This is a genomic window from Leifsonia sp. GW821-FHT13C05, assembly GCF_058806515.1.
In genome coordinates this window covers 166,458-189,281 of sequence record NZ_JBXAPT010000008.1, presented here as the reverse complement: position 1 = coordinate 189,281, position 22,824 = coordinate 166,458, and the positions used below count along the sequence as shown (strand labels likewise).

Sequence of the window (22,824 nt, the reverse complement as noted above, 5' to 3'; positions counted from 1 at the left end):
AACTCCACGGGGTCCTTACCTGTGGAGGGATGCGCTCCCTCCGGTGGTTCTACAGCGCCGCGTAGACCTCGCGGAGCAGGGCTGCGGTCTCGGACGGCGTCTTGCCGACCTTGACACCGGCGGCCTCGAGGGCCTCCTTCTTCGCCTGGGCGGTGCCCGCCGAGCCGGAGACGATGGCGCCGGCGTGGCCCATCGTCTTGCCCTCGGGAGCGGTGAAGCCCGCCACGTAGCCGACGACCGGCTTCGTGACGTTCGCCTTGATGAAGTCGGCGGCGCGCTCTTCCGCGTCGCCACCGATCTCGCCGATCATGACGATGGCCTTGGTCTCCGGGTCCGCCTCGAACGCCGCGAGAGCGTCGATGTGGGTCGTGCCGATGATCGGGTCGCCGCCGATGCCGATGGCGGTCGAGAACCCGAGGTCACGGAGCTCGTACATCATCTGGTAGGTGAGCGTTCCCGACTTCGAGACGAGGCCGATCGGGCCCTTGCCGGTGATGTTCGCCGGGGTGATGCCGACGAGCGACTCACCGGGGGTGATGATGCCGGGGCAGTTCGGCCCGATGATGCGGGTCTTGTTGCCCTTCTCCTGCGCGTACGCCCAGAACTCGGCGGAGTCCTGCACGGGCACGCCCTCGGTGATGATGACGAGCAGCGGGATCTCGGCGTCGATGGCCTCGATGACCGCGTCCTTCGTGAACGCGGGCGGGACGAACGCGATGGAGACGTCCGCGCCGGTCTTCTCGATCGCTTCCGCGACCGTTCCGAAGACGGGGAGCTCGACATCGCCGTGCGTGACGGTCGTTCCGGCCTTGCGGGCGTTCACGCCACCGACCACCTGGGTGCCCGCCTTCAGCATGAGGGCGGTGTGCTTCGTGCCCTCACCTCCGGTGATGCCCTGAACGATGACCTTGGAATCCTTGTTGAGGAAGATAGACATTCTTGATCGCGCCCTTACTACTTCGCAGCCAGTTCGGCGGCCTTGTCGGCGCCTTCGTCCATGGTGAGAGCCAGCGTCACCAGCGGGTGCGCGGCTTCGGTGAGGATGCGGCGACCCTCGTCGACGTTGTTGCCGTCGAGACGGACGACGAGCGGCTTGTTGGCCTCGTCGCCGAGGATCTCGAGCGCCTTGACGATGCCGTTGGCGACCGCGTCACAGGCGGTGATGCCGCCGAACACGTTCACGAACACGCTCTTGACCTGCGGGTCGTTCAGGATGACGTCCAGACCGGCGGCCATGACGGCTGCGGATGCTCCGCCGCCGATGTCGAGGAAGTTGGCCGGCTTGACGCCCTTGTGCTTCTCACCCGCGTACGCGACGACGTCGAGCGTGCTCATGACGAGCCCCGCGCCGTTTCCGATGATGCCGACCTCTCCGTCGAGCTTCACATAGTTGAGGTCGCTCGCCTTGGCCTTCGCCTCCAGCGGGTCGGCTGCAGCCTTGTCCTCGAGCGCCTCGTGGTTCGGGTGACGGAAGCCGGCGTTCTCGTCGAGCGTGACCTTGCCGTCCAGGGCGATGATGTCGCCCTCCTCGGTGAGCACGAGCGGGTTGACCTCGACCAGCGTCGCGTCCTCGCCCTTGTAGACCTCGTACAGCTTCACGAAGACGTCGGCGACCTTGCCTGCGAGGTCGTCCGGGAATCCGGCGGCCTTCGCGATCTCGGCGGCCTTCGCCGCGTCGACACCGGTGATCGGGTCGACCTCGATGCGCGCCAGCGCCTCGGGCTTCTCGACGGCGAGCTGCTCGATCTCCATGCCGCCCTCGACGCTGGTGAGCGACAGGTACGAGCGGTTGGCCCGGTCGAGCAGGACCGAGAAGTAGAACTCCTTCGCGATGCGGGCGCCGCCGGCGACCATCACGCGACGGACGATGTGACCCTTGATGTCGAGCCCGAGGATGGCCTTCGCGGCTTCCTCCGCCTCATCCGGGTTCTTGGCGACCTTGACGCCGCCGGCCTTACCACGACCACCGACCTTCACCTGCGCCTTGACGACGACCACTCCACCGAGCTTCTCCGCCGCTGCGCGCACCTCCTCAGGGGTGTCCGCGACGATGCCCGGAAGGACCGGGACACCGTACTGCTCAAACAGGTCTCTGGCCTGATACTCGTATAGATCCACGGTTATCCAATCCGCTGGTTCCGGCACGCTCGTGGCGCTTGCCGGCCGATTTCTCCTAGGCAGTTCGGCGGGAGAATAGCTCGACGCCGAGATAAATTTCGCCAGAAAGAACTCTAGCGCGTCCTGCTGAACGCCTGCGAAACGAGCCGCGAAATCCACAGCGATCGTGGATGCTCCCTCCACAGCCGGGCTCCTCCATCCACTTCTCCACAGCTTCGGCCCCGAGCCCCACCGCCCCGTCCCGACCGACGACGGTGGATGCCATGACACACCGAATAACAACTCTCATCACCTCCTTCGCGGTGGCCGGTCTGCTGTTCTTCTTTTCGGCGATCCATCTCGCCACCGGAGCGCAGGCCCTCTCCGCGAACGGCCACGGACCCGGCTATCTCTCCGCGGACGGCTGGTGGCTCGGCACGTATTCGCTCGACGACGGATCACGCGGCTTCTGCCTGCAGGCAGGCAAGAAGAGCCCGACCGGCCACGAGATCGACCTCGTGGCGGGTTCGACGCTCGACTGGTACTCGCCGGAGCAGGCCGCGAAGCTCGCCTTCATCTCACGCTCCTGGGCGGGCACCTCCGACCGGGGAACGGCGGCGGCAGGCCAGCTCGCGACGTGGATGGTCGCCGGACTCGACAACGCGACGGCGGCGTCGTACGCGGCCAGGGCGGGAGCGGACGCAGCGACCGTTCTCAGCTGGGCGCACTCGATGGTCGCCGAGTCCGGTACGCTCGGCTCGCGGTCGGTGGAGGCCGACGGCGTGGTCGAACTGGCCGACGACGGTGCCGGCCGCTTCCGGGTCGAGCTCACGGTCGACCGGCTGACGGGCGGCGCCGAGGTCCTCCCGCCCCGTAAGCACTGAGGAACGGCCACGCTGACCGGGGCCACCTTCGAGGACGGCTCGACGACCGCCGACATCCAGAACGGCGTCGACATCCCCATCCTTCCCACCGGCACGGAGGCGAGCGTGTCCGTCACCGCCGACGCCCGGTTCGTCGCGCTTCCATACGGCGACAGACTCACGATCGCCATCCCCCGCGGTGACGCGCAGGCGCTCCTCGTCGCCGTTCCGGCCGACGCGGAAGCCCACGCGAGGGCCGACGCCGCCGGCGTCTCCCCCCTCCCCTTCCAGCCGACGGTCGCGACCGTCACAAGCGAGGCCGTCGCCGAGCCCGGCGCGATGATCTCGGACCACCTCACCGTCGGCGTCGCCGTCGACGACGGCCTGCTGCCCACCTGGGGCGTCTGGTCGTCACCGGACGGCCTTGCCCCGGTGCGCGCCACCATCAAGAGCCGGCTGCTCGGCCCGTTCGCCGACCCGATCGTCGAGGCCCCGGATGCGCCGTCCGACGCTCCCGTCGCCTGCGAGGTCGAACTCGTCGTCAGCGGCACGGGCGAATACGAGACGCCCGAGTGCGAGCTGCCCGCCGTCGGTCACTACGTGTGGGTCGAGTCGATCACGCCCGCCGACACCCCTGCGACAGAAGGCGGCAGCCGCCTGCGCCCGTGGCGCTCCGCGTTCGGCGTGGCGTCGGAGATCACCCGGGGCGTGAAGCCGGAGGTTCCCGAGGTGCCCGAAGTTCCCGAAGTACCGGAAGTTCCCGAAGTACCGGAAGTCCCCGAAGTACCGGAAGTTCCCGAGGTGCCCGAAGTACCCGAGGTACCGGAGGTTCCCGAGGTCCCCGAATCGCCGGAAGTCCCCGAGGAACCGGCCACGCCCGAGCCCCCCGCGCTCCCCGCCGTCTCGCCGGCCACCGTGCGCGAGCCCGAGCTGGCGAACACAGGATCGGACGCAAGCGGGCTGATCCCGGCCGTCTCCGCCGGCGGTGCTGCACTCTCCCTCGGACTGGGCCTCACCGGGCTCACCATCCGCAGCCGCGAGCGTCGAGCCATCCTGGCCGCACGATGACGGCCTGCAGGCGGACCAGCGCCGACGCGCATTCCGGACCTTCGCAGCCTGCCGCGGCAGGATGGTGCGATGCGAACCCGTCAGGCGCCAGCCGGTCTCAGCGCGAAAGACATCGGGGCCGAGGCCATCTACCTGGCCGGAGGCGGCAGGGCGCTGCTCCTGCAGATCGCGCACCCGGCCGTCGGTCGGGGCGTGGTGGAGCACAGCGACTTCGCCAACCGGATGATGGACAGGCTCCACGCCACCATGACGTTCGTCTACGCGTCGGTGTACGCCTCGCCGGAGGAGTTCGCCGTGGTCAGACGGTCGGTCAACAGGGCGCACGCGCCGGTGCGCGCCGCGGCGAGCGCGGACGCCCCCGCATACAACGCGTTCGATCCGCGGTTGCAGCTGTGGGTCGCCTCCACCCTGTACGCCACGATGATCGACCTCTACGAACGCTTCTTCGGCCGGATCCCCGACGCCGACGGCGAGCGGATCTACCGCGAGTTCACGGTGCTCGGCTCTGCCCTGCAGGTGCCGCCGGAGGCGTGGCCGCAGACCCGCGCGGACTTCGACACTTACTGGAGGAAGACCGTGGCCGGCCTGCGACCGACCGCGGACACCAAGCGGGTCGCGCGGCAGATCCTCTACCCCTCCACCATCCCCCTGTGGATGCGCGCCGTGTTCCCGCAGGCGCGCCTGGTCACCGTCGGCCTCCTGCCGCCGGACCTGCGGCGCCGTTTCGGCCTCGCCTGGAGCGCCCGGCTGCAGCGACGCTTCGACCGGTGGATGCGCTGGGCCGTCCTCGTCTACCCGCGCCTTCCCGCGCGGCTCCGGCACCGACCACGGGATGCGTACCTGAAGCGGTTGCGCGCGACCATCGGCGAGCGCTCAGCCGCCTGACCGGCTGGCGGCCCTGCTCAGGCCGCGAGTCCTGCTCAAGCCGCGAGTCCGCGGACGCGTTCGATCCACCGCGCCGCGAGCACGAGCAGGATTCCGACCGCAGCACCCAGCACGGTCTCCAGCACCCGGTCCACGGCAAGGGTCGACAGCGCGACCTTCGTCGTCGACAGGTACGAGACGGACAGCGCCATCGGGGTGATGAACACCAGAGCGGTGCCGTAGTGGGCGCCGACGAGCACTTCGGCGAAGACCTGGCACACCACGATCACGCCGATCACGAACAGCGGAGACGGCGACCAGAACAACAGCAGGACGGTCAGACCGACCCCGACGATCGTGCCGACCACACGGTGCACGGAGCGCGAGATGGAGTGCGCTGCCCGTGCCGGCGGGATGACGGCCACGAGGCTGACGACGGCCCAGTACGCGTGGCCCAGCCCGAACGCCAACGCGATCCCGCCCGCGACGACCACCCCGACGACGTTCTGCGCCACGGCGAGCCAGACCCGCGCATCCCGGATCGCCGACGTGTCGACAGCCGGGGCACGGCGCAGTTCCTTCAGGAGCACGGGGTTCGAGGCGGTGCCCGTGAGGCGCCGGATGAGCCAGCCGGACATGGTCAGCAGCCAGGAGAATGCGGCGGACAGAGCGGCGAGGCCGATCCGGAGCCCGATCTCGTGCGCCGGTGTCGGCACGGCGGCGCAGACGAGGAGGGCGAAGACGAAGAACAGCGGTTGTGCGGGGAGCAACTGGAACGTCGCGGCCAGGATGGTGCCGAGCGTGACCACCACGATGAGCAACGGCACGAGCAGTGCCAGCGGTTCTCCGAGGGCGGCGACCACTGTTCCGAGCGAGATGGTCGCGACGAGCACCACCGCCGCGATCGAGACGCTCCGGATGCGCAGGCGGTACGGCTCGTTCCGCCCGTACAGCGCGGTGAACGCGCCGAAGGACGCGTACGCTGCAAGGTCGAGCCTGCCGACGGCGAAGAGGATCAGCAACGGAACGGCCACGGCCGTCGCGGCCCGCAGGCCGACCTCGACGCTCAGCGTTGTGAGCTGCGGGGCCCTCACAGTTTTTCGATGGGGGCGATCTTGATGAGCAGCTTCTTCGCTCCCACCTTCTCGAACTGCACGTGCGCGACCCGCTTGGCTCCTTCGCCGGTCACCTGCGTCACCCGGCCATCGCCGAAGTCCGTGTGCCGGATGCGGTCGCCGGATGCGAGCTCCAGGTCGCCGTTGTCCCGCACCTGGCCGGTGACCCTGTTCGGCCACTCGGTCTTCGGACGATCGGAGGGCCGCCCTCCCGCGGAGAACCCGCCGGACGTGAGGCTCTCGTTCCAGCGGCCTCCCCCGCTGGACCCGGACCCGGACCCGAGACCGGGCCGCCGCGCGTTGAGTGCACGGGACTGGCTGCCTCCTCGGCCGTTCGCGGTGCCGGGCGACTGCTTCCAGTCGATCAGATCGGCGGGGATTTCTTGCAGGTAGCGACTCGGCATGGCCACGGCGGTCTCGCCGAACTGCGCGCGCGTCATCGCCAGCGACAGGAAGAGCCGCTTCTTGGCGCGCGTGATGCCCACGTAGAACAGGCGCCGCTCCTCGGCCGGCCCACCCGGCTCGTTCGCGGACATCCGGTGCGGAAGGAGATCCTCCTCGATGCCGGTCAGGAAGACGGCGTCGTACTCGAGGCCCTTCGCGGTGTGCAGGGTCATCAGCGAGACGGTTCCGCTCGAATCGTCGATCTCGTCCGCTGCAGCCACCAGGGAGACCTCGGTGAGGAAGTCGACCAGGCCGCCATCTGGGTTGTTGCGTGCGAACTCGCGCGTCACCGCGACGAGCTCGTCCACGTTCTCTGCGCGGGCCTCGTCCTGCGGGTCCCTGCTGTTGCGGAGCACATCCAGGTATCCGCTGCCGTCGAGCAGGAACGTGAGCACGTCTGCGACCGACGACACCCCCGCTGGATTCTCCGGGTCGATCTTGGCGGCCGCGTCGTCCAGCAACGTCGCGAGCTGCAGGATCGCGGTCGTCACCTTCGGGCCGAGCCCGAGCGAGCCGGCGTCGCGCATCGCCTGGCGGAAGTTGATCCCGTTGTCCTCCGCGTAGCTGGCCAGCTGGGTCTCGGTCGCCGGACCGATCCCGCGCTTCGGGGTGTTCAGGATGCGGCGCAGCGCGAGGGTGTCGTCCGGGTTCGCGACGGCGATCAGATACGCCATCGAGTCCTTGATCTCGGCGCGCTCGTAGAACTTGGTGCCGCCCATGATCCGGTACGGCAGGGCGGAGCGGATGAAGATCTCTTCGAGCGCACGCGTCTGAGCGTTGGTCCGATAGAACACGGCGATGTCTTTGTAGTCCATGCCGGCGCTGTGCAGTTTCTCGATCTCGTCGGCGACGAACTGCGCCTCGTCGTGACCGGAATACCCGGTGAAGCCGATGATCTTCTCACCGTCGCCGACCGCGGTCCACAGCTTCTTGTCCTTGCGGTCGAAGTTGTTGGCGATGACGGCGTTGGCCGCGCTCAAGATGTTCTGCGTGGACCGGTAGTTCTGTTCGAGCAGCACCACCTTCGCGCCGGGGAAGTCGCGCTCGAACTCGACGATGTTCCGGATGTCCGCGCCGCGGAACGCGTAGATCGACTGGTCGGAGTCGCCGACCACGGTGAGGGAGGCGCCGGGGATCACGCCCACCGCATCCCGCATCGACTCGACGTGGTGGCCTTGGGCCTCCAGCTCGTCGGCGATGGCCGGCGCGATCGGCATCGTCAGCTCGCGGATCAGGGAGTACTGCGCGTGGTTCGTGTCCTGGTACTCGTCGACCAGGATGTGGCGGAAGCGCCGCTGGTACAGGGCCGCCACCTTGGGGAAGGCGCGGAACAGGAACACGGTCTCCGCGATGAGGTCGTCGAAGTCGAACGCGTTCGCCGTGCGCAGGGCGCGCGTGTACTGGCGGAAGATCTCGAGGAACATCACCTCCTGCGGGTCGCTCAGGTTCGCAGAGCGTGCGTAGGTCTCGATGTCGGTCAGCTCGTTCTTGAGCTTGGAGATGCGGCCGGCCGCTCCCGCCACCGTGAAGCCGAGCGTGTCGGCGTCGAGTCCCTTGATGATCCGCTTGAGCAGTGCCCGGGTGTCGCCGGAGTCGTAGATCGTGAAGCTCTGCGTCTTGCCGATGGTCTCCGCCTCACGACGCAGGATGCGGACGCAGGCCGAGTGGAACGTGGAGATCCACATGCCCTGCGCCTTGCCGCCGAGCAGCACCTCGACGCGCTCGCGCATCTCGGCGGCGGCCTTGTTCGTGAACGTGATCGCGAGAATCTGGCTCGGCCAGGCCTCTCGGGTCTCGATGAGGCCGGCGATGCGGCGCGTCAGCACGCTGGTCTTGCCCGATCCGGCGCCGGCCACGATCAGCAGGGCTGCTCCGCGGTACTCGGCCGCCTCGCGCTGCTGGGGGTTCAAGCCGGCGAAAAGCCGGTCGTTCGCGGAGTCTCCACCGTCGCCGGGGCGCCCGTGACCGGATCGGCCGTCGAGGATGATCGGGGTGGCGGAGGGAGAGGCGTCGGGGAGGCTCGTCATGTCTCCAACGATTTTAGCCTCCACCCCTGTCATCCCAGCCGCGAGACGTTCAGGGACCCGGTGATATCAGTGTTCGTCGCGCACGGCGACGGCCAGATCCGGATGGTCGGCGAAGACCCCATCCACTCCGGAGTGCAGCAGGATCGAGAACAGCCTCCGCCAGTCGCCCCACTGGTCGTCGCGCCCCTGCCCGCGGAACTCCTCCGGCATCAGCGCGTTCTCCGGGCGGAGCGTCCAGCAGTACACGCCGAGGCCCGCAGAGTGGGCGGTGTCGACCAGGTCCGAAGTCACCGCGCCGACATCGATGTCCGGCGGGTCGTCCTCGAACAGGGAGACGGCGACGGAACCGGACGCGAGCACCTGCGACACCTCGACACTGATGCCGTCGACGCGGTCGGGGGCGGCCGCCGCTCCGAGCGCGTACAGTCCGCGCGCCGTCAGATCATCGGCATATCCAGCGGCAGCAGACCCTTGCGCTGCCGCGCGATCGGCGGGGACGCCCGAGTCCTCGAGCAGGTAGACGCGCGTGCCGCGGAAGCCCTGCCTGCGCACCTGACCGAGCACGGTCTTCTCGAAGCTCTCGACGACCAGCCCCGGATTGTCGATCCACCCGGCCTCCGCAACCTCCGCCGCGAAGAGCTCAGCGAGCGGCAGGCCGATGGAGTCGAAGTATGTCGCGTGCTTGATCTCCGCCACCACCCCGAGCCGGCGTGCGGCATCGTCCGACGCCGTGTCGACGATCTCGAGCAGATCCCGCAGCCTCAGTACGGGATATCTGCCGTCGAAGGTCGAGCTCGCCTGCCGGATCGCGGGCAGCCGCTCCTTCGCCCTCAGCGTCGCGAGTTCCTCCCAGGTGAAGTCCTCCGTGAACCACCCCGTCAGCGGCGTGCCGTCGATCTCCTTGATCGTCCTCCGCCCGGCGAACTCTGCACGCGTCGCGACGTCCGTCGTCCCCGAGATCTCGTTCTCGTGCCGGAGCACGAGGATGCCGTCCTTCGTGGCGACGATGTCGGGCTCGACCGCGTCGGCACCCAGCGCGAACGCGAGCTCGTACGAGGCCGCCGTGTGCTCCGGGCGGTACCCGGGCGCGCCCCGGTGACCGATCACCAGAGGGGCCGTCCGAGCTCGCATGTTGAGATACTAGCCCGCGCCTTGGGGGTTCTCTCGCGCGCATACGGGTGACAGAATCAAGCGATGTCCGAAGCGGAACCGCCCTCTCCGAACGGCTGGGTCGAGCCAGCGAGCCGACTGGATCTGCACTGGGGCGCGTACCGCCAGCGACTCGTCATCGGCCTCGGGATGCTCGTGGTCGGCACCGGCTTTATCCTCATGACGAGCGCGTACAGCCTGCCGTTCCTCCTCGTCGGCTCCGTGCTCCAGCCCGCCGGCTGGGCCGTGCTCCCCTCCACGATCGGACGCAGGGTCTCCGTCGCCATCCCCGTGCTCGGATTCACCTGGCTCATGCTCGGCGGCGCCGGCTTCGCCTGGTGCTTCTGCGTGCCGCTCGCCGCCTGGCTGCTGATCCGGCTGCGCCCCCTGCTGAGTTACGTCGTGCTCGTGCTGCCGATCGCGTCCAGCATCGTCCTGGCCAGAACGATCCACGAGTACTCCCAGGGCTGGGTGTCGATCGCGGTGAGCACGGTGGTCATCGTGGCGGCCGCGTGGCTGGCACGATGGGTCGCAATCACCCTTGATTCAAGGCAATCTGTCAGAACTCTTAGACAATAAATCGGTAGGTTTAGTGCACAGATCCGGCTCGTCCGGACCCCACACGCAAGCAGAGGAATCATGGCTACCTCCAACCCGGCATTCTCACAGAGCCCGGCCTTCCAGAACGGGTCAGCGGCCGCTGCGACACTCAGCGCCGAGAACCTCCAGGAGATGTACAACGCACCGGCGGCCGGCGCCGTCGAAACCGACCGCATGACCGTCGAAGACACGATCGTCAAGACCGCGGTCAGCTTCGGCGTGCTCCTCGTCGGAGCGGTCATCGGCTGGATCGTCCCCGTCCTGTGGATCCCCGCTGCGATCGTCGGACTCGTTCTGGCCTTCGTCAACATCTTCAAGAACCGCAAGAAGCCGTCTCCGGCGCTCACGCTGGCATATGCCGGCGCGCAGGGCATCTTCATCGGCGGGATCTCGCTGTTCTACGAAAACCTGGCCAACGGCGTCGTTCTCCAGGCTGTCATCGGCACGATCGTCGTGGTGGGTGTCACGCTCGCCCTCTTCGCCAGCGGCAAGATCCGCGCATCCGCGAAGGCGACGAAGGTCTTCCTCATCGCGCTGGTCGGCTACCTGCTGTTCTCCGTGGTAAACGTCATCCTGATGCTCACGAACGTTTCGGACGACCCCTGGGGCCTCCGCGGCGAGTTCCGCATTTTCGGCATTCCACTCGGGCTGATCATCGGCGTCCTCGTCGTCATCATGTGCGCATACTCGCTCGTGCTCGACTTCGACGCCATCCAGCAGGGCGTCAAGAACCGCGCCCCCCGCGTCTTCGGCTGGGCCGGCGCCTTCGGCATCATGGTCACAGTCATCTGGCTCTACCTCGAGCTGCTCCGCATCTTCGCGATCTCCCGCAACTAGCGCACCCCGCGCCGAAAGGGCGGGCAGGGAGCACACGCTCCCTGCCCGCCCTCTGTGCTGATGGCCGCCCATCGCACCGAAGTTCCCTCCTGACGTTCGCTGGTACTATCGCATCGTGCATTCTCCCGGTCGCCAGGATCGAGTCGAGACCTGCTGATTGCGGGCCAACGCGTCGGCACGCCGACGACCTGCCCGATTGCGGTGAGATCACACGGACCGCACAACCGCAAGACCGGGAGACCCGTTGGAGCTTGTTGACCGCCGGATTGCCCCCTCGTGATGGGTAGCTCGTGGATACTCGTCGTGGCCGCGGCACTGGTCAGCGGGGGCGCGCTCGCCGTCCTCCGACCGATCCTCCGCAGGGTCGGCGTCGTTGACGAACCGAATGCACGCTCCTCTCACGTGCGTCCGACCCTTCGAGGGGGCGGTGTCGGCCCTCTGGTCGGCGTGATCGTCGGAGTAGCCGGCGCGGTCGTGGCCGCAGCCTTCCCATCCATCCCACTGGTCATCAGCGGGATCATCACCGCAGCGTTCGGGCTGCTCGGTCTGGTCGAAGATGTTCGCGGGCTGCCGGTCTGGCTCCGGGCCGGGTTGCAACTCGTGCTGGGCCTAGCGGGCGCCGCCGCGTTGGCCGTTGCGGGACATCAGTCGTTCTGGGTGGCGCTCGTCTGCGGAGTTCTCATCGCCGCCTACGTCAACATCACGAACTTCATGGACGGCGTGAACGGTATCTCCGGGATGCACGGAATCGTGACCGGACTTTCCTACGCGGCTGTCGGCGGCATCGTCGGTGTGCCATGGATCGCTTATTTCGGGCTTCTCGTCGCAGCGGTCTTCGCCGCATTCCTTCCCTGGAATCTGTCTCGGCCGGGCATCTTCCTCGGCGACGTGGGCAGCTACGCGCTCGGTGCATCCGTCTCCATGCTCGCGGTCGCCGCTCTGATGATCGGTGTGCCGATCCTCACGGTCCTCGCACCGGTCCTGATCTATCTGGTCGACACCATGTCCACCCTCATCCGGCGGGGTCGACGGGGTGAGCCCGTACTGCGCCCGCATCGTACCCACGCGTATCAACGGCTGACGGACACCGGACTCTCCCACATTCAAGCCGCGCTGATCGTCTCCGCCTTCACCGCAGCATCGTCGCTCGTCGGGCTGTCGATAATAGCGCTCGCGGTCAATCCCCTGATCGTCGCCGTCGCCATGATCGTCCTCTCAGCGCTCTATCTGGCGTTGCCCCGGATGCGTGGGAACACCATCCCTCGGCCAACCGGTTACAGCCTTCCCCCCGTCGACTTGGACGAAGCTCCGATCGCTCAGGCTTACGAGCGCCCACGCGTCTGGGCCGTCGTCGGGGCCTCGGGATTCGTGGGTTCCGCCCTTGTCCGCCACCTGCGGAGCAAGGGATACGAGGTGCGCGAACTGGCGGCCCCCCGTTTGGAGCTCGATCCGGAGACGCGCGACCTCGAATCGCTCACCGCAGCGGCCGATTCCTCTCCTGCGTGCGGCGAACTCGCGACCCGGATCGCCGGTGCGGACGTCGCGGTCAACGCCGCAGGCCTGGCGCAGCCCGACTCGGCGGGCGGCGCAGATCTGTACGGAGCGAACGCGCTGCTTCCCGCCGTATTCGCCGTCGCGGCCCGCCGTGCCGGAGTGCGCACGGCGATTCACATCAGTTCGGCCGCGGTTCAGGGAAGGCGTCCCGTTCTCGATGAAAGCATCGAGGCGTCGCCGTTCTCTTACTATTCGCATTCGAAGGCGCTCGGTGAGCGCGCATTCCTGAAGAGCGGTCCGGACGGCGGTACACCAGCACTGCTCGTGATCAGGGCGACGAGCGTTCAGGGACCCGGCAGACGCACAACGGAGTCGTTCGTCAGAATCGCTCGCTCGCCGATCGCGAGCGTTGCGGGCACGGGCGCACAGCCGACGGTCGTGAGCACGATCGACGGACTGGTCGCGTTCATCGCCGACGTCGGCACGACAGCGACCGTGACGCGAAAGATCCTCCTCCAGCCGTGGGAAGGACACACCGCTGCAGGCGTGCTCGAACTGGCCAAGGGCGAATCCCCTCTGCGTCTTCCACGTTGGATGTGTGTCGCGCTCCTCAGCGTGGCCAGAGGCGTCGGACGGATCGTTCCGGAGGTCGCCGGCGCCGCCCGACGACTGGAGCTGATGTGGATGGGCCAGGACCAGCGCTCATCCCACGCCGCAGCTCCAGACATCGACGACCGCACGCTGGCCGACATCTTCGACGGAGTCGAACGGCGAAACGAAATGCAAGGACCCAGCAACGTATGACTGAACGCCGCCCCCGCATACTCCTGGCTGTGACCGTCCCCGTGTCGCTGATCCTCATGCGCAACGTCCCTGAACTCCTGGTTCGAGACGGATGGGAGGTGCATATCGTCTCGTCACCGGGCGAGCAGTTGACGAAGCTGGGCACGCTGCAGCACGTCGTCGTCCACCCGCTGCCGATGGAGCGGGACCCGTCACCGCTCAGCGACGCCGTCTCGCTCGCGCGATGGGTCGTTCTCTTGCGAAAGGTGCGCCCAGACGTCGTTTCCGTCAGTACACCGAAGGCATCGTTGCTCGGCGCGCTCGCCGCGAAGCTGACGCGAGCGCCTCGCCGCATCTACCTGCAGCGAGGTCTGCGCCTCGAGACCGCGACCGGAATGATGCGAAAGGTGCTCATCGCCGCTGAGCGGGCAACAGCGCGCTCGTCGCACACGGTCCTGGCCGTCAGCCCCAGCCTCCGATCGGAATTGATCGAGCTCGGGATCGCGCCGTCCGACAAGGTCACGGTGCTCGGATCGGGCAGTTCCAACGGCGTCGATGTCGAGCTGTTCGCGAACGCCCGCAACCGCGAGGCGGCGGAAGCGATAGGAACGCAGCTCGGGCTCGATCGCACGATCCCTGTCGTCGGATTCGTCGGCCGCGTCGCACCGGACAAGGGGCTCAAAGAGCTCGCCGAGGCCAGGAAAATCCTGTTGGAGCGCGGGATCGAGCATCAGCTGCTCATCGTGGGAGGAGTCGATTCCGGCGTTGCCAGCACGGATGCTCCCGCGTCAGAGATATTCGGACCCATGACCGTGACCACGGGCGCCGTCGAGAACACAGCGCCGTACTACGCCCTCATGGATGTGTTCTGCCTTCCCACCTATCGCGAAGGGTTCCCGAACGTGGTCCTCGAGGCGAGCGCTGCAGGCGTCCCGACCGTGACGACCGACGCAACGGGGGCCGTCGACTCTGTGAAGCCGGAGACCACCGGCTTGATCGTGCCTGCGCGGTCCGGCTCCGAGCTTGCCGGGGCCCTGGCCACGTTGCTCCTCGACCCGGAGCGCCGTCGGTCGATGGGGGCTGCCGCTCAACGCTGGGTCAACGCGGAGTTCCGTCGCGACCAGGTGGCTCGGCAGACCACTGACTTCTACGCGCAGGAACTCGAGCGCGCAGGTGGTCGCACTCCTGAGCTCCGTCCGACAGCAGACGAACAGCTGTAGCCCCTACTTGCCGATCGCCTTGCAGTCGAGGGTACCGTAGCCAGCCACCGTCGGATTGACGGTGGGCGTGACGTCCGCCTTCAGCTTCTTGAGCGGTGTCTCACCAGCGTCGAAGAGCACATCCAAGACCATCGTCTGCCCGGGGCCCATCTGCTGAACACCCTGCGCCACGGGATATTCGCCGTCCGACCCGATCATCGGGGCAGCGGACGGCTGAGCGTCGATGGCCGTACCGAGCACCTTGTAGCCCTTCGGTGCGTACACGGTCGTGCCGATCTGCACGTTGCCCTTGGCGACGAGAATGCCGTCACCGACCACGTAGTTCGGGAGTATCTCGCCCGCGTTGGCCGGCGCCGTGCTGTTGAGGGCGACACGCGCGAACACATAGCGGTGCTTGTCGCCGCAGACCGCCTGGGTGATGCCCACCTTGACCTTGAGGAAGTAGTCCATTTTCGACGGCGTCTGATCCATGAAGTACACCCCGAACGCATCCGTGTCCTTGGTGCTTACAGGCGGCGCCGAGTAGAACGGCGTCATCTTGATGAGGCTCTGCTCCGCCTTGTCGCCGGTCCACATCTTCACGCGGCCCTCCTCACCCATTTTCAGCAGTGTGCTGAGCAGGGTCTTCGGGTTCGCACCGCCCCCCAGAACCCGGGAGAAGGCGCCGATCGCGATCGATTCGTTGATCTTGTCGACTGTCACAGGGTCGGGGTACATCGTGTAGATGTCAATGAGCAGGATGCGCACGGCGTTCTCCGGCGTCAGTGTGAGCCCGGGGAGGACGTCGATCGGTCCGGTGGCCTTCAGCAGGTTGCCGAGCGTCACGGTGTCCATTGCGATGACGCCGTCGATGTCGTCGCCCTTCGCCTGCTTCCACATGGCTTTGGCGACATCGAACGTCGTCGAGAAGCGCGGCGTGATGGTGAGGTCCTGCACCTGCCTTCCGAGGCCGTACGGGTACAGCATCTTCACGTCTTCGGGAAGCGGGATGACGTAGTCGTCGAATCGTGGGAAATCGCGGATGGACGCAGACGACTGCTTGACCAGGCTGATCTTCCCGTTGTCGAGTTGCAACAGGGCCATGGATCCCGTCGTTCCGCCGTTCGGAAGCAGTTCGCCGCTGTTCTCGAAGATGACCAGGTAGTTGCGGACGCCCTTCGCGCCCAGCGCGGCTGGGAGCGCGTGAACCGCGTCCTTCGCCTGCTTCATCTGCCCGGCGACCTTGCCCAGCATCGTGGAGAGTTGCGTCGTGGCCGAACGCACGGGACCGATCGTGCCAGACGTGTCGATGGCGGCGACCTGCGCGTTTGCCTTGTCGAGAGCGGCGGCGGCACGGTCGACCGTCGGTGTGGCCTTGACGATCGGGGCGAGGTTGAGCGCTCCGTTGACCGGCTTGATGCTCTCCGGCGAGACCGTGTTGAGCACGCCGACGAGCGGCTTGATCGCCTTCGTCACCACGTCATCGGTGGACGATGCAAGCGTGCGGACGGCCGAGAGGTTGGGGCCGACGAACGGAATGACCTCCGCTCCCCGCCAGATCGGGTCGCTGGTATCGCTCCGCGCCGAGTTCACCTTCGGCTCGAGCTTCGCCATCGTGGCCTTGGCTCCGTCGACGTCCAGGGCGGCCACTTGCGTCTTCAGGGTGGTCACGAGAGGAATCGCAGCTTCGAGCGAAGACTTGGCGGCGAGAGCTCGCAGCCCGATCCAGAGCCCGCAGAAGACGATGACGGCCAGGACGATACCGGCGCCCACGTACCACCAAACACGGCGGGATCGGGTCTGCCGGGCGTGCGAGATCGCGGCGCGCGTATGGCGGGAGTCGGGCATCCAACCATTAGACCAGACGAGTGCTCGCCGAACCTGCAAGCAACCAGGAGGAGATCGTGAGGAAACGCTTGAAATCCGCACACAGACGGGCTGGATCCACGGCACTTCAGTCGGTGCCTGCCGAACCACTGTGAGTCGTCTGATAATTTGTCCTTCTGGGGCGTGCTGATGCGCCCGATTGTCCCTGCTGCACTTCCGCGCGGGACACTCTTGCGTCCGAACCGGGGATCATGACTTCACACAACAAGCGCGCCGTCATCGTGGGGCAGGGCTATGTCGGCCTGCCCGTAGCAATGCGAGCCGTCGACGCCGGATACGACGTCATCGGCCTGGATGTCGACGACAGGCGCATCGCCGGCCTTCAGAGCGGCGAATCCTACGTCGACGACATTCCTTCCAGCGTGCTCGCCGCCGCCCTCGCGTCCGGCAAGTACAAGGCGAGCAAGGACTACGACGATGCTGCTGGGTTCGACGTCGCAGTGATCACTGTGCCTACGCCTCTCAGCGAAGGCATCCCCGACCTCAGCTTCATCGAGGACTCGGCCAAAGCCCTTTCGACACGGCTCTCTGCCGGAGCCACTGTCATCCTCGAATCGACGACATACCCCGGGACCACACAGGAGTTGCTGGTGCCGCTCCTGGAAGAAGGCTCAGGCCTCACGGCGGGCACGGACTTCTTCGTGGGCTACAGCCCCGAGCGCATCGACCCGGGCAACAAGACCTGGGGCTTCGCCAACACCCCGAAGGTCGTCTCCGGCATCGACCCCGAGTCGCTTGTGAGGGTCAAGGGCTTCTACGACGATCTGGTCGAGACGACTGTTCCGGTGAGCGGTACCAAAGAGGCGGAACTCACCAAGCTCCTCGAGAACACGTTCCGGCACGTCAACATCGCCCTCGTCAACGAACTCGCCATCTTCGGTCACCAGCTCGGTGTCGACGTCTGGGAATCCATCGAGGCAGCGTCGTCCAAGCCGTTCGGTTTCATGAAGTTCACGCCAGGACCCGGCGTCGGAGGACACTGCCTCCCCGTGGATCCCAGCTACCTGTCCTGGCAGGTGCGCCGCAAGCTCGGCCAGTCCTTCCGGTTCGTCGAGCTCGCGAATGACATCAACGACCACATGCCCGACTATGTCGCGCAGCGGTTGATGGTGTTGCTCAACCGTGCGGGGAAGGCGCTGAACGGCGCTCGGGTCGTCCTCGTCGGGCTCTCGTACAAGCGGAACACCGGCGACATCCGCGAGTCTCCCTCGCTGCGACTCATCGACGTGCTGCGCGAGCTGGGCGCGGAGATCGTCGGTATCGACGACCGCGTCGAGGACCACCGCTGGCCGGCCGGGGTCGAGCGGGCGTCGTACTCCGCCGAGACCCTCTCCGGGGCAGACGCCGTGGTGCTCCTCACCGATCACGAGGAGTTCGACCTCGCCCTCCTCGCAGAGACGCCCGCTCCGGTGCTGGACACCAAGAACCGCGCCGCCGGTCCAACGGTCGAGCGTCTGTGAGCAACCGGTCCGCGCTGATCGCAGTGGCGGCATAGCCGATGCTCGCGCCCGATCTCGCGCCACGAGCCGCGCGCCGGGGACGCCTCAATCTCCTCGACGCGCTGCGGTTCTGTGCCGCGCTGGCCGTCGTGGCCTACCACTTCACGACGTATCCGTACCAGTGGGGCTGGGATGCCCGCCCCGTCACTATTTTCGGTCCGTTGACGATGGTGACCGGATACGGGTACCTCGGCGTCTATCTGTTCTTCATCATCTCCGGATTCGTCATCATGATGTCCGCCTGGGGACGGACGACAGGGCAATTCGTCGCATCGCGTCTTGCTCGGCTGTTCCCCGCGTATTGGGTGGCCGTCCCACTCGCCGGGATCGTCGCCGTCCTGATCATCGATGGTCGCGTCACGGCCGACAACCTGCGAACCACCGCGGTCAACATGACGATGCTGAACAAGCCGTTCGGTGTCCCATACGTCGACGGCGTCTATTGGACGCTCTGGGTCGAGCTGTGCTTCTATCTCATCGTCGGCATCCTGATCGTCACCGGGCTCACCTACCGCAAGGTGCTCGCCCTGGCGGCGCTCTGGCCGCTTCTCGCGATCCTGGTCAAAGCCGGGAACAAACAGTTCGCCGAGATCCTGCAGCCGGACTTCGCCCCGTTGTTCGCCGGCGGCATCGCCCTCTACCTCCTCTACGCACACGGTCACACCCTGCTGCACTGGATGATCCTCGGTGTCAATGCTGTGCTCGCCGCCAACAACGCAGCACTCACGGCCTCGTGGGTCCACGACAGCACGGGAGCGCGCCTCTCGGGCGCCGTCGCATTCTGCGTGATCCTCGCCTTCTTCGCCGCGGTGGCGATCGCGACCCTGACTCCTGCACGTACCTGGACAGGGACGGCCGGAACGTCACTCGGCCGCCTCACCTACCCGCTCTACCTTGTGCACGTGTACCCCGGCCTCATCGTCATCCACTACACGCAGGACATACTCGGCACGTGGGGTGCGCTCGCGCTCGGCATCGCCGTGGCCATCACTCTCGCCTGGCTCGTCAACAGGTTTGTCGAGCGGCCTTTCGCTTCACGCATGCGGGCGCGCATCGAGCGCACCTTCGATCGCTCGAAGGCGACCGGACCGGTGAACCCGGTAACGGACCTCCAACGGGGGCCAGGCGACGAGCCGGCCGTCAAGGGTCCGTAGTGTAGATTTATCGAGCTATTCGTCTAAGGAACCCGTCCCATGCCTCTTGCCTCGCTCAAACGCGACCCGTGGGCAATCGCCACCATCGTCTGGTCGGTGGTCGCCATGGCGTACGTGTTCTTGATCCCGGTCAGCAACAACTTCCTGCTCTACCCGCTCATCCTCTCGTTCGCCCTTCTTGCCGGGATCAACATCCTGAAGCACAGGCTGCGTCCGGATAAGTCTCTCCTCCTGCCTGCCGCTCTGTGGCTTGCGTTCCTCCTCCTCGGAATCGTGACCGCGATTGCCCGGGATGCCGAGTCCTGGCAGCGAACACTGGTGTTCTTCCTGGTCTGGCCTGCTGTCTACAGCGTGATGGTCGTCGGCTTCGACCGTCGACTGATGCGCGTGATCTTCCTCGTCGGAGCCTGGGTGACAGTGTTCATCGGGGTCGTCTTCGTCCTCGAAGCCCTGACCATCACCGGCCACATGCCGTTCAGCTCATTGCCATACTGGCTCACCACGCCCATCCTCTTGCGGGGCGTGACGGATTCGCAGGGGATGGTGGCCCTGTCCGCCAACTCGCTGCCTCCCCTCATCTGGTGGGGCGGAATGTGGGTCGCCTCGCTCTTCTGCAGCTCGAAGGACCCGTACCTGCCGCCCGTCTGGCTTCGCACGCTCGCTGCATCGTTGGCCATCCTCGGCGCCGTCGTCTCCTGGCGACGGGCGGTCGTCCTGATCCTGGTGGTCTCCCCCATCATCGCCGTCGTGATGCTCGTCGCGCTGCGATTCCGTAATGCGAAGCCGGAGAGCCCACGATTCACCGGTCGTGCTGTTCTCCGCGTCGGAGTCGTCGCCGTCGTCGCGATCGCCCTCAGCCTCCTCACGCAGCCGCACTTCGCCTCCATGTTCACGTCGGCGGTCGGCTCCTCCACGAAGATCGTCGAAGGACAGCCGGCCAAACTCCCGACGACGGACCTCCCCTCGGTGGACGACAAGTCCCTCACCGTCTCGGCGGACGACGCACTGGCGGACGAGATCCGCAAGAACGAGAGCCAGAACCTGCTCACGCCGCACTCGGCTGCAGACCTGCTCGTGGGGCGCGGCTTCGGGGCCTCGATCGATCGAGGCGAGGTCGTTCGTGACATGAAACCCTGGCAGACAGAGCTCCAGTACCACGCGATCTTCTACTGGACCGGAATCATCGGCATCCTGTTGATTCTCGCCGTGTTCCTGACCTCCCTCCGTGTGGTGCGCAAGGCATTCCGCATCGACGATCCGCTACGCGCCTCACTCTACGTCAGCTCCGTCGGCGCGGTTGCTGCGCTCGCAGCCAACGCCACCAACCCGTATCTCCAGGCTCCCGGCCACATGTGGCCGGTGTTCCTGCCATTGATGATCGCGAGCGCCATCCTGGCTGCACGGTCACGCGCGGAAGAGGCATCGGCTCCCGAGTTGGCGGAGCAGGTGAGGTGAGGGCCCTGACGTCACGGCCTCATCTGTACTGGATCTCGCTCGGCACCGTCTTCTACTCGGCGGCGATCGTGCTTCTGCAGATCCTCGCCCTCGTCAGCCTCGATCCCGCGACGTTCGGGCGCTTCTCCGCGATCTACCTGGCATTCGCCCTCGCATCGTCGGTTCTGCTCTCCGTCGTATGCGAAGCCTGGCAACGCGTGCAGCCGGCCGCGAGCTGGAAGGAGTTCAGCGCACCCCTGCTGACGCATTCCATCCTCTCCACGATCGTCACCGTCCTCGTCTTCTTTTTCATCCCCGGCTACGGCAACCTCGCCATCCTCGGTGGCCTCGCGGTGGGCTTCGCAACCTACCGGACCGGAGCCAGGTATTACGCCATCCACCACCGCGAGTACCGCTGGGTGGTACCAGCTGATTTCGCGAACGTCGTCGTCTTCGCCATCGGCTGGTGCATCTTCCTGTTCGCGCGGGACTCCTTCTCGATCGTCACCATGATGGTCGTGTGGGCGGTCGGATCGTTCCTCAGTGCCGCACTGTCCAAGCCTGCGACCGGATACGCTCCATCACTCATCCCGAAGTGGATGCGGACCCACAACCACGAAATCAAGACCCTGCTCAGCGATTCTGTACTGCTCGACGCCTCGGGTATCGGCACACCGTATGCGCTCATCCCCATCCTCGGCGTGACCGGCTTCGGCGTCTACCGCGCGCTGTCGAACGTCTCCGGTCCGGTCAAACTCCTGCTGACTCCCGTTCGCCCGCTCTTCGCAGGAGTCGACGCCAAGCGGTTCGCCACGCTGAAGTCGGTGTCGCTCTTCGTCGGGCTTTCGCTTTTCATCGGCGCTGTGTGCTTCGCGGCGATCATCCTGCTCAAGGCCAGCGGGCTGCAGATCGGGACGCTGACCGCCCTGACCGACTACGCGTGGGAAGCAGCGATCTTCGTCGCCGCTACGTTCCTGAACGGCGTCTATTACTTGCTCGCCCGCACCCATTTCGCGCGGCGGCGCCTTCTCACCGCCCGCGCCGTCACATCCATCGCTGGAATCGTGATGCCTCTGGCAGGCGGCCTTCTGTTCGGTGTCGGGGGCGCCATCGCGATGGTCACAGCGGCGACCGTCCTCATCGCGATCATCTGGATAGTCCTCCTGTTCCGGCAGGCGACCACCCCGTCCCCGGCCGTCGCCGACGTGCCGGCCGAGATCATCTGAGGCCGGAACATATGCGCATCGTGCATGTCATCAACTCGCTTGCGACCGGCGGAGCGGAGACGCTCGTCGTCGACCTCGCTTCGTCCATGCGTACCGCGGGCCACGACGTGACGATCCTCACGATCTCCGACACGGCCGGTGTTCCTCTGGACACGGCCCGACGACTCGGACTGAACGTCGTGTCGCTCGGCCGATCACCCCGCGACCCTCGCGCGATCCTAGGTCTGCGCTCCCATCTGAAGACGTCGGACCTCACTCACGTCCACCTGTTCCCCGCACTGTACTTCGTGCCCATGGCCGGTCGCGGACGCCCGCTCGTTTACACCGAGCACTCGACGTGGAACAAGCGTCGGGACTCCACCTTGCTCCGACGTGCGGATCGCTTCTTCTACAAGCGGTTCGCGAGCATCGTCGCCATCAGCGATGGCGTGGGGAACGCCTTGCGCAGCTACCTCGCGTCGCTCGGCCTGACACGCGACATCCCCGTGGTGGCCAACGGCATCTCCGACACATTCTTCGATCGCCGTCGGCCACGCTCGCTGGGAGAACACCCGAGACTCATCGCCGTGGGCAACCTGGACGAGCGCAAGAACTTCGTGGACGCGATCTCGGCTGTGGCCCGCGTACCCGAGGCATCGCTGACCATCGTCGGCGAGGGGGCGCAACGGGGCGCGCTCGAGCGACACATCGCGGACCTTGGCGTTGGAGACAGAGTCTCCCTGGTCGGCCAGTCCAGCGATGTGGCGAGGCTCATGGATCAGCACGACGTGCTGATTTCGACCTCCCGCTTCGAAGGGTTCTCGTTGGTCGCCGCCGAGGCGATGGCGATGGGGCTCCCCGTGGTCGGCCCGGACGTCGACGGCTTCCGCGACTCCGTCGTCGACGGCTCGGCCGGTATCCTCTTCGACCAGCAGGAGGGTGTCGAGGGAGTCTGCCGAGCAATCGCCGACGTCACCCGGAGTGCCGCGACATACGAAGCGCTGTCGCAGGGGGCGGCGGAGAACGCGAAGAGGTTCCGCGCGTCCGACACAGCCCGTGCGTATCTCGCGCTCTACGAGGCCATCAGCGAGACGCCATAGGAGCG

Annotated in this window: 18 protein-coding genes; 12 read left to right on the top strand and 6 right to left on the bottom strand. The window is 66.6% G+C overall.

Annotated elements, in window-relative coordinates; all coding sequences use genetic code 11:
- Positions 1-49: 49 nt before the first annotated feature.
- Entirely contained in the window at positions 50-937 is an 888-nt protein-coding gene (gene sucD / locus AC1ROC_RS18755; protein ID WP_085370209.1) for a succinate--CoA ligase subunit alpha, read from the bottom strand.
- Positions 938-954: 17 nt separating this feature from the next.
- Positions 955-2,118 carry an ADP-forming succinate--CoA ligase subunit beta gene (gene sucC / locus AC1ROC_RS18750; protein ID WP_085370210.1) on the bottom strand — a complete coding sequence of 388 codons (1,164 nt, stop codon included), beginning with the start codon at positions 2,116-2,118 and terminating at the stop codon, positions 955-957.
- Positions 2,119-2,381: 263 nt separating this feature from the next.
- On the opposite strand from sucC, the gene AC1ROC_RS18745 reads away from it, so the two are divergent.
- From AC1ROC_RS18745 to AC1ROC_RS18735, 3 genes are all read left to right on the top strand, one after another.
- Positions 2,382-2,981 carry a hypothetical protein gene (locus AC1ROC_RS18745; protein ID WP_493001851.1) on the top strand — a complete coding sequence of 200 codons (600 nt, stop codon included), beginning with the start codon at positions 2,382-2,384 and terminating at the stop codon, positions 2,979-2,981.
- Between the two features lie 105 nt (positions 2,982-3,086).
- Positions 3,087-4,028 carry a hypothetical protein gene (locus AC1ROC_RS18740; protein ID WP_493001850.1) on the top strand — a complete coding sequence of 314 codons (942 nt, stop codon included), beginning with the start codon at positions 3,087-3,089 and terminating at the stop codon, positions 4,026-4,028.
- A 69-nt stretch (positions 4,029-4,097) separates the two neighbouring features.
- The gene (locus tag AC1ROC_RS18735; RefSeq protein WP_493001849.1) at positions 4,098-4,913 is read left to right on the top strand and encodes an oxygenase MpaB family protein; all 816 of its coding nucleotides are present in this window, start codon (positions 4,098-4,100) and stop codon (positions 4,911-4,913) included.
- A 35-nt stretch (positions 4,914-4,948) separates the two neighbouring features.
- On the opposite strand, the gene AC1ROC_RS18730 is transcribed toward AC1ROC_RS18735, so the two are convergent.
- The 3 genes from AC1ROC_RS18730 to AC1ROC_RS18720 form a co-directional block, all read right to left on the bottom strand.
- Entirely contained in the window at positions 4,949-5,986 is a 1,038-nt protein-coding gene (locus AC1ROC_RS18730) for an FUSC family protein (RefSeq protein ID WP_493001848.1), read from the bottom strand.
- Positions 5,983-8,478 (bottom strand): ATP-dependent helicase, encoded by a 2,496-nt coding sequence (locus AC1ROC_RS18725; protein WP_085370213.1) that lies wholly within the window; start codon positions 8,476-8,478, stop codon positions 5,983-5,985. The genes AC1ROC_RS18730 and AC1ROC_RS18725 overlap by 4 nt, the downstream gene beginning before the upstream one ends.
- 66 nt (positions 8,479-8,544) lie before the next feature.
- Entirely contained in the window at positions 8,545-9,609 is a 1,065-nt protein-coding gene (locus AC1ROC_RS18720; protein WP_493001847.1) for a glycerophosphodiester phosphodiesterase family protein, read from the bottom strand.
- Positions 9,610-9,672: 63 nt separating this feature from the next.
- Between AC1ROC_RS18720 and AC1ROC_RS18715 the strand changes: the two genes are divergently transcribed.
- The 4 genes from AC1ROC_RS18715 (at position 9,673) to AC1ROC_RS18700 (ending at position 14,561) form a co-directional block, all read left to right on the top strand.
- The gene (locus AC1ROC_RS18715; RefSeq protein ID WP_493001846.1) at positions 9,673-10,206 is read left to right on the top strand and encodes a hypothetical protein; all 534 of its coding nucleotides are present in this window, start codon (positions 9,673-9,675) and stop codon (positions 10,204-10,206) included.
- Positions 10,207-10,266: 60 nt separating this feature from the next.
- Positions 10,267-11,064 carry a Bax inhibitor-1/YccA family protein gene (locus AC1ROC_RS18710; protein ID WP_493001845.1) on the top strand — a complete coding sequence of 266 codons (798 nt, stop codon included), beginning with the start codon at positions 10,267-10,269 and terminating at the stop codon, positions 11,062-11,064.
- Positions 11,065-11,367: 303 nt separating this feature from the next.
- Positions 11,368-13,362, top strand: coding sequence for an NAD-dependent epimerase/dehydratase family protein (locus tag AC1ROC_RS18705; protein ID WP_493001844.1), 1,995 nt, complete (start codon positions 11,368-11,370; stop codon positions 13,360-13,362).
- A 29-nt stretch (positions 13,363-13,391) separates the two neighbouring features.
- Entirely contained in the window at positions 13,392-14,561 is a 1,170-nt protein-coding gene (locus tag AC1ROC_RS18700) for a glycosyltransferase family 4 protein (protein WP_179150830.1), read from the top strand.
- Between the two features lie 3 nt (positions 14,562-14,564).
- On the opposite strand, the gene AC1ROC_RS18695 is transcribed toward AC1ROC_RS18700, so the two are convergent.
- A complete protein-coding gene (locus AC1ROC_RS18695; RefSeq protein ID WP_493001843.1) occupies positions 14,565-16,388 on the bottom strand; it encodes a DUF4012 domain-containing protein in 1,824 nt (607 codons plus the stop codon).
- A 230-nt stretch (positions 16,389-16,618) separates the two neighbouring features.
- Here AC1ROC_RS18695 and AC1ROC_RS18690 point away from each other — a divergent pair, with 230 nt between their 5' ends.
- Genes AC1ROC_RS18690 through AC1ROC_RS18670 form a run of 5 tightly spaced genes read left to right on the top strand, consistent with a single transcriptional unit; the run spans position 16,619 to position 22,819 of the window.
- A complete protein-coding gene (locus AC1ROC_RS18690; protein WP_085370219.1) occupies positions 16,619-17,887 on the top strand; it encodes a nucleotide sugar dehydrogenase in 1,269 nt (422 codons plus the stop codon).
- A gap of 38 nt (positions 17,888-17,925) precedes the next feature.
- Positions 17,926-19,080, top strand: coding sequence for an acyltransferase family protein (locus AC1ROC_RS18685; protein ID WP_085370220.1), 1,155 nt, complete (start codon positions 17,926-17,928; stop codon positions 19,078-19,080).
- Positions 19,081-19,119: 39 nt separating this feature from the next.
- The gene (locus AC1ROC_RS18680; RefSeq protein ID WP_493001842.1) at positions 19,120-20,535 is read left to right on the top strand and encodes a hypothetical protein; all 1,416 of its coding nucleotides are present in this window, start codon (positions 19,120-19,122) and stop codon (positions 20,533-20,535) included.
- Positions 20,532-21,740 (top strand): hypothetical protein, encoded by a 1,209-nt coding sequence (locus AC1ROC_RS18675; RefSeq protein ID WP_085370222.1) that lies wholly within the window; start codon positions 20,532-20,534, stop codon positions 21,738-21,740. The genes AC1ROC_RS18680 and AC1ROC_RS18675 overlap by 4 nt, the downstream gene beginning before the upstream one ends.
- 11 nt (positions 21,741-21,751) lie before the next feature.
- A complete protein-coding gene (locus tag AC1ROC_RS18670; protein WP_493001841.1) occupies positions 21,752-22,819 on the top strand; it encodes a glycosyltransferase in 1,068 nt (355 codons plus the stop codon).
- The last annotated feature ends 5 nt before the right edge of the window (positions 22,820-22,824 follow it).

Coding starts and splice junctions, on each gene's coding strand:
- AC1ROC_RS18725 (WP_085370213.1), bottom strand. CDS start 8,478: ATGACGAGCCTCCCCGACGCCTCTCCCTCCGCCACCCCGATCATCCTC.
- AC1ROC_RS18680 (WP_493001842.1), top strand. CDS start 19,120: ATGCCTCTTGCCTCGCTCAAACGCGACCCGTGGGCAATCGCCACCATC.
- AC1ROC_RS18745 (WP_493001851.1), top strand. CDS start 2,382: ATGACACACCGAATAACAACTCTCATCACCTCCTTCGCGGTGGCCGGT.
- AC1ROC_RS18690 (WP_085370219.1), top strand. CDS start 16,619: ATGACTTCACACAACAAGCGCGCCGTCATCGTGGGGCAGGGCTATGTC.
- AC1ROC_RS18720 (WP_493001847.1), bottom strand. CDS start 9,609: ATGCGAGCTCGGACGGCCCCTCTGGTGATCGGTCACCGGGGCGCGCCC.
- AC1ROC_RS18685 (WP_085370220.1), top strand. CDS start 17,926: ATGCTCGCGCCCGATCTCGCGCCACGAGCCGCGCGCCGGGGACGCCTC.
- AC1ROC_RS18710 (WP_493001845.1), top strand. CDS start 10,267: ATGGCTACCTCCAACCCGGCATTCTCACAGAGCCCGGCCTTCCAGAAC.
- AC1ROC_RS18735 (WP_493001849.1), top strand. CDS start 4,098: ATGCGAACCCGTCAGGCGCCAGCCGGTCTCAGCGCGAAAGACATCGGG.
- AC1ROC_RS18695 (WP_493001843.1), bottom strand. CDS start 16,388: ATGCCCGACTCCCGCCATACGCGCGCCGCGATCTCGCACGCCCGGCAG.
- AC1ROC_RS18715 (WP_493001846.1), top strand. CDS start 9,673: ATGTCCGAAGCGGAACCGCCCTCTCCGAACGGCTGGGTCGAGCCAGCG.
- AC1ROC_RS18670 (WP_493001841.1), top strand. CDS start 21,752: ATGCGCATCGTGCATGTCATCAACTCGCTTGCGACCGGCGGAGCGGAG.
- sucD (WP_085370209.1), bottom strand. CDS start 937: ATGTCTATCTTCCTCAACAAGGATTCCAAGGTCATCGTTCAGGGCATC.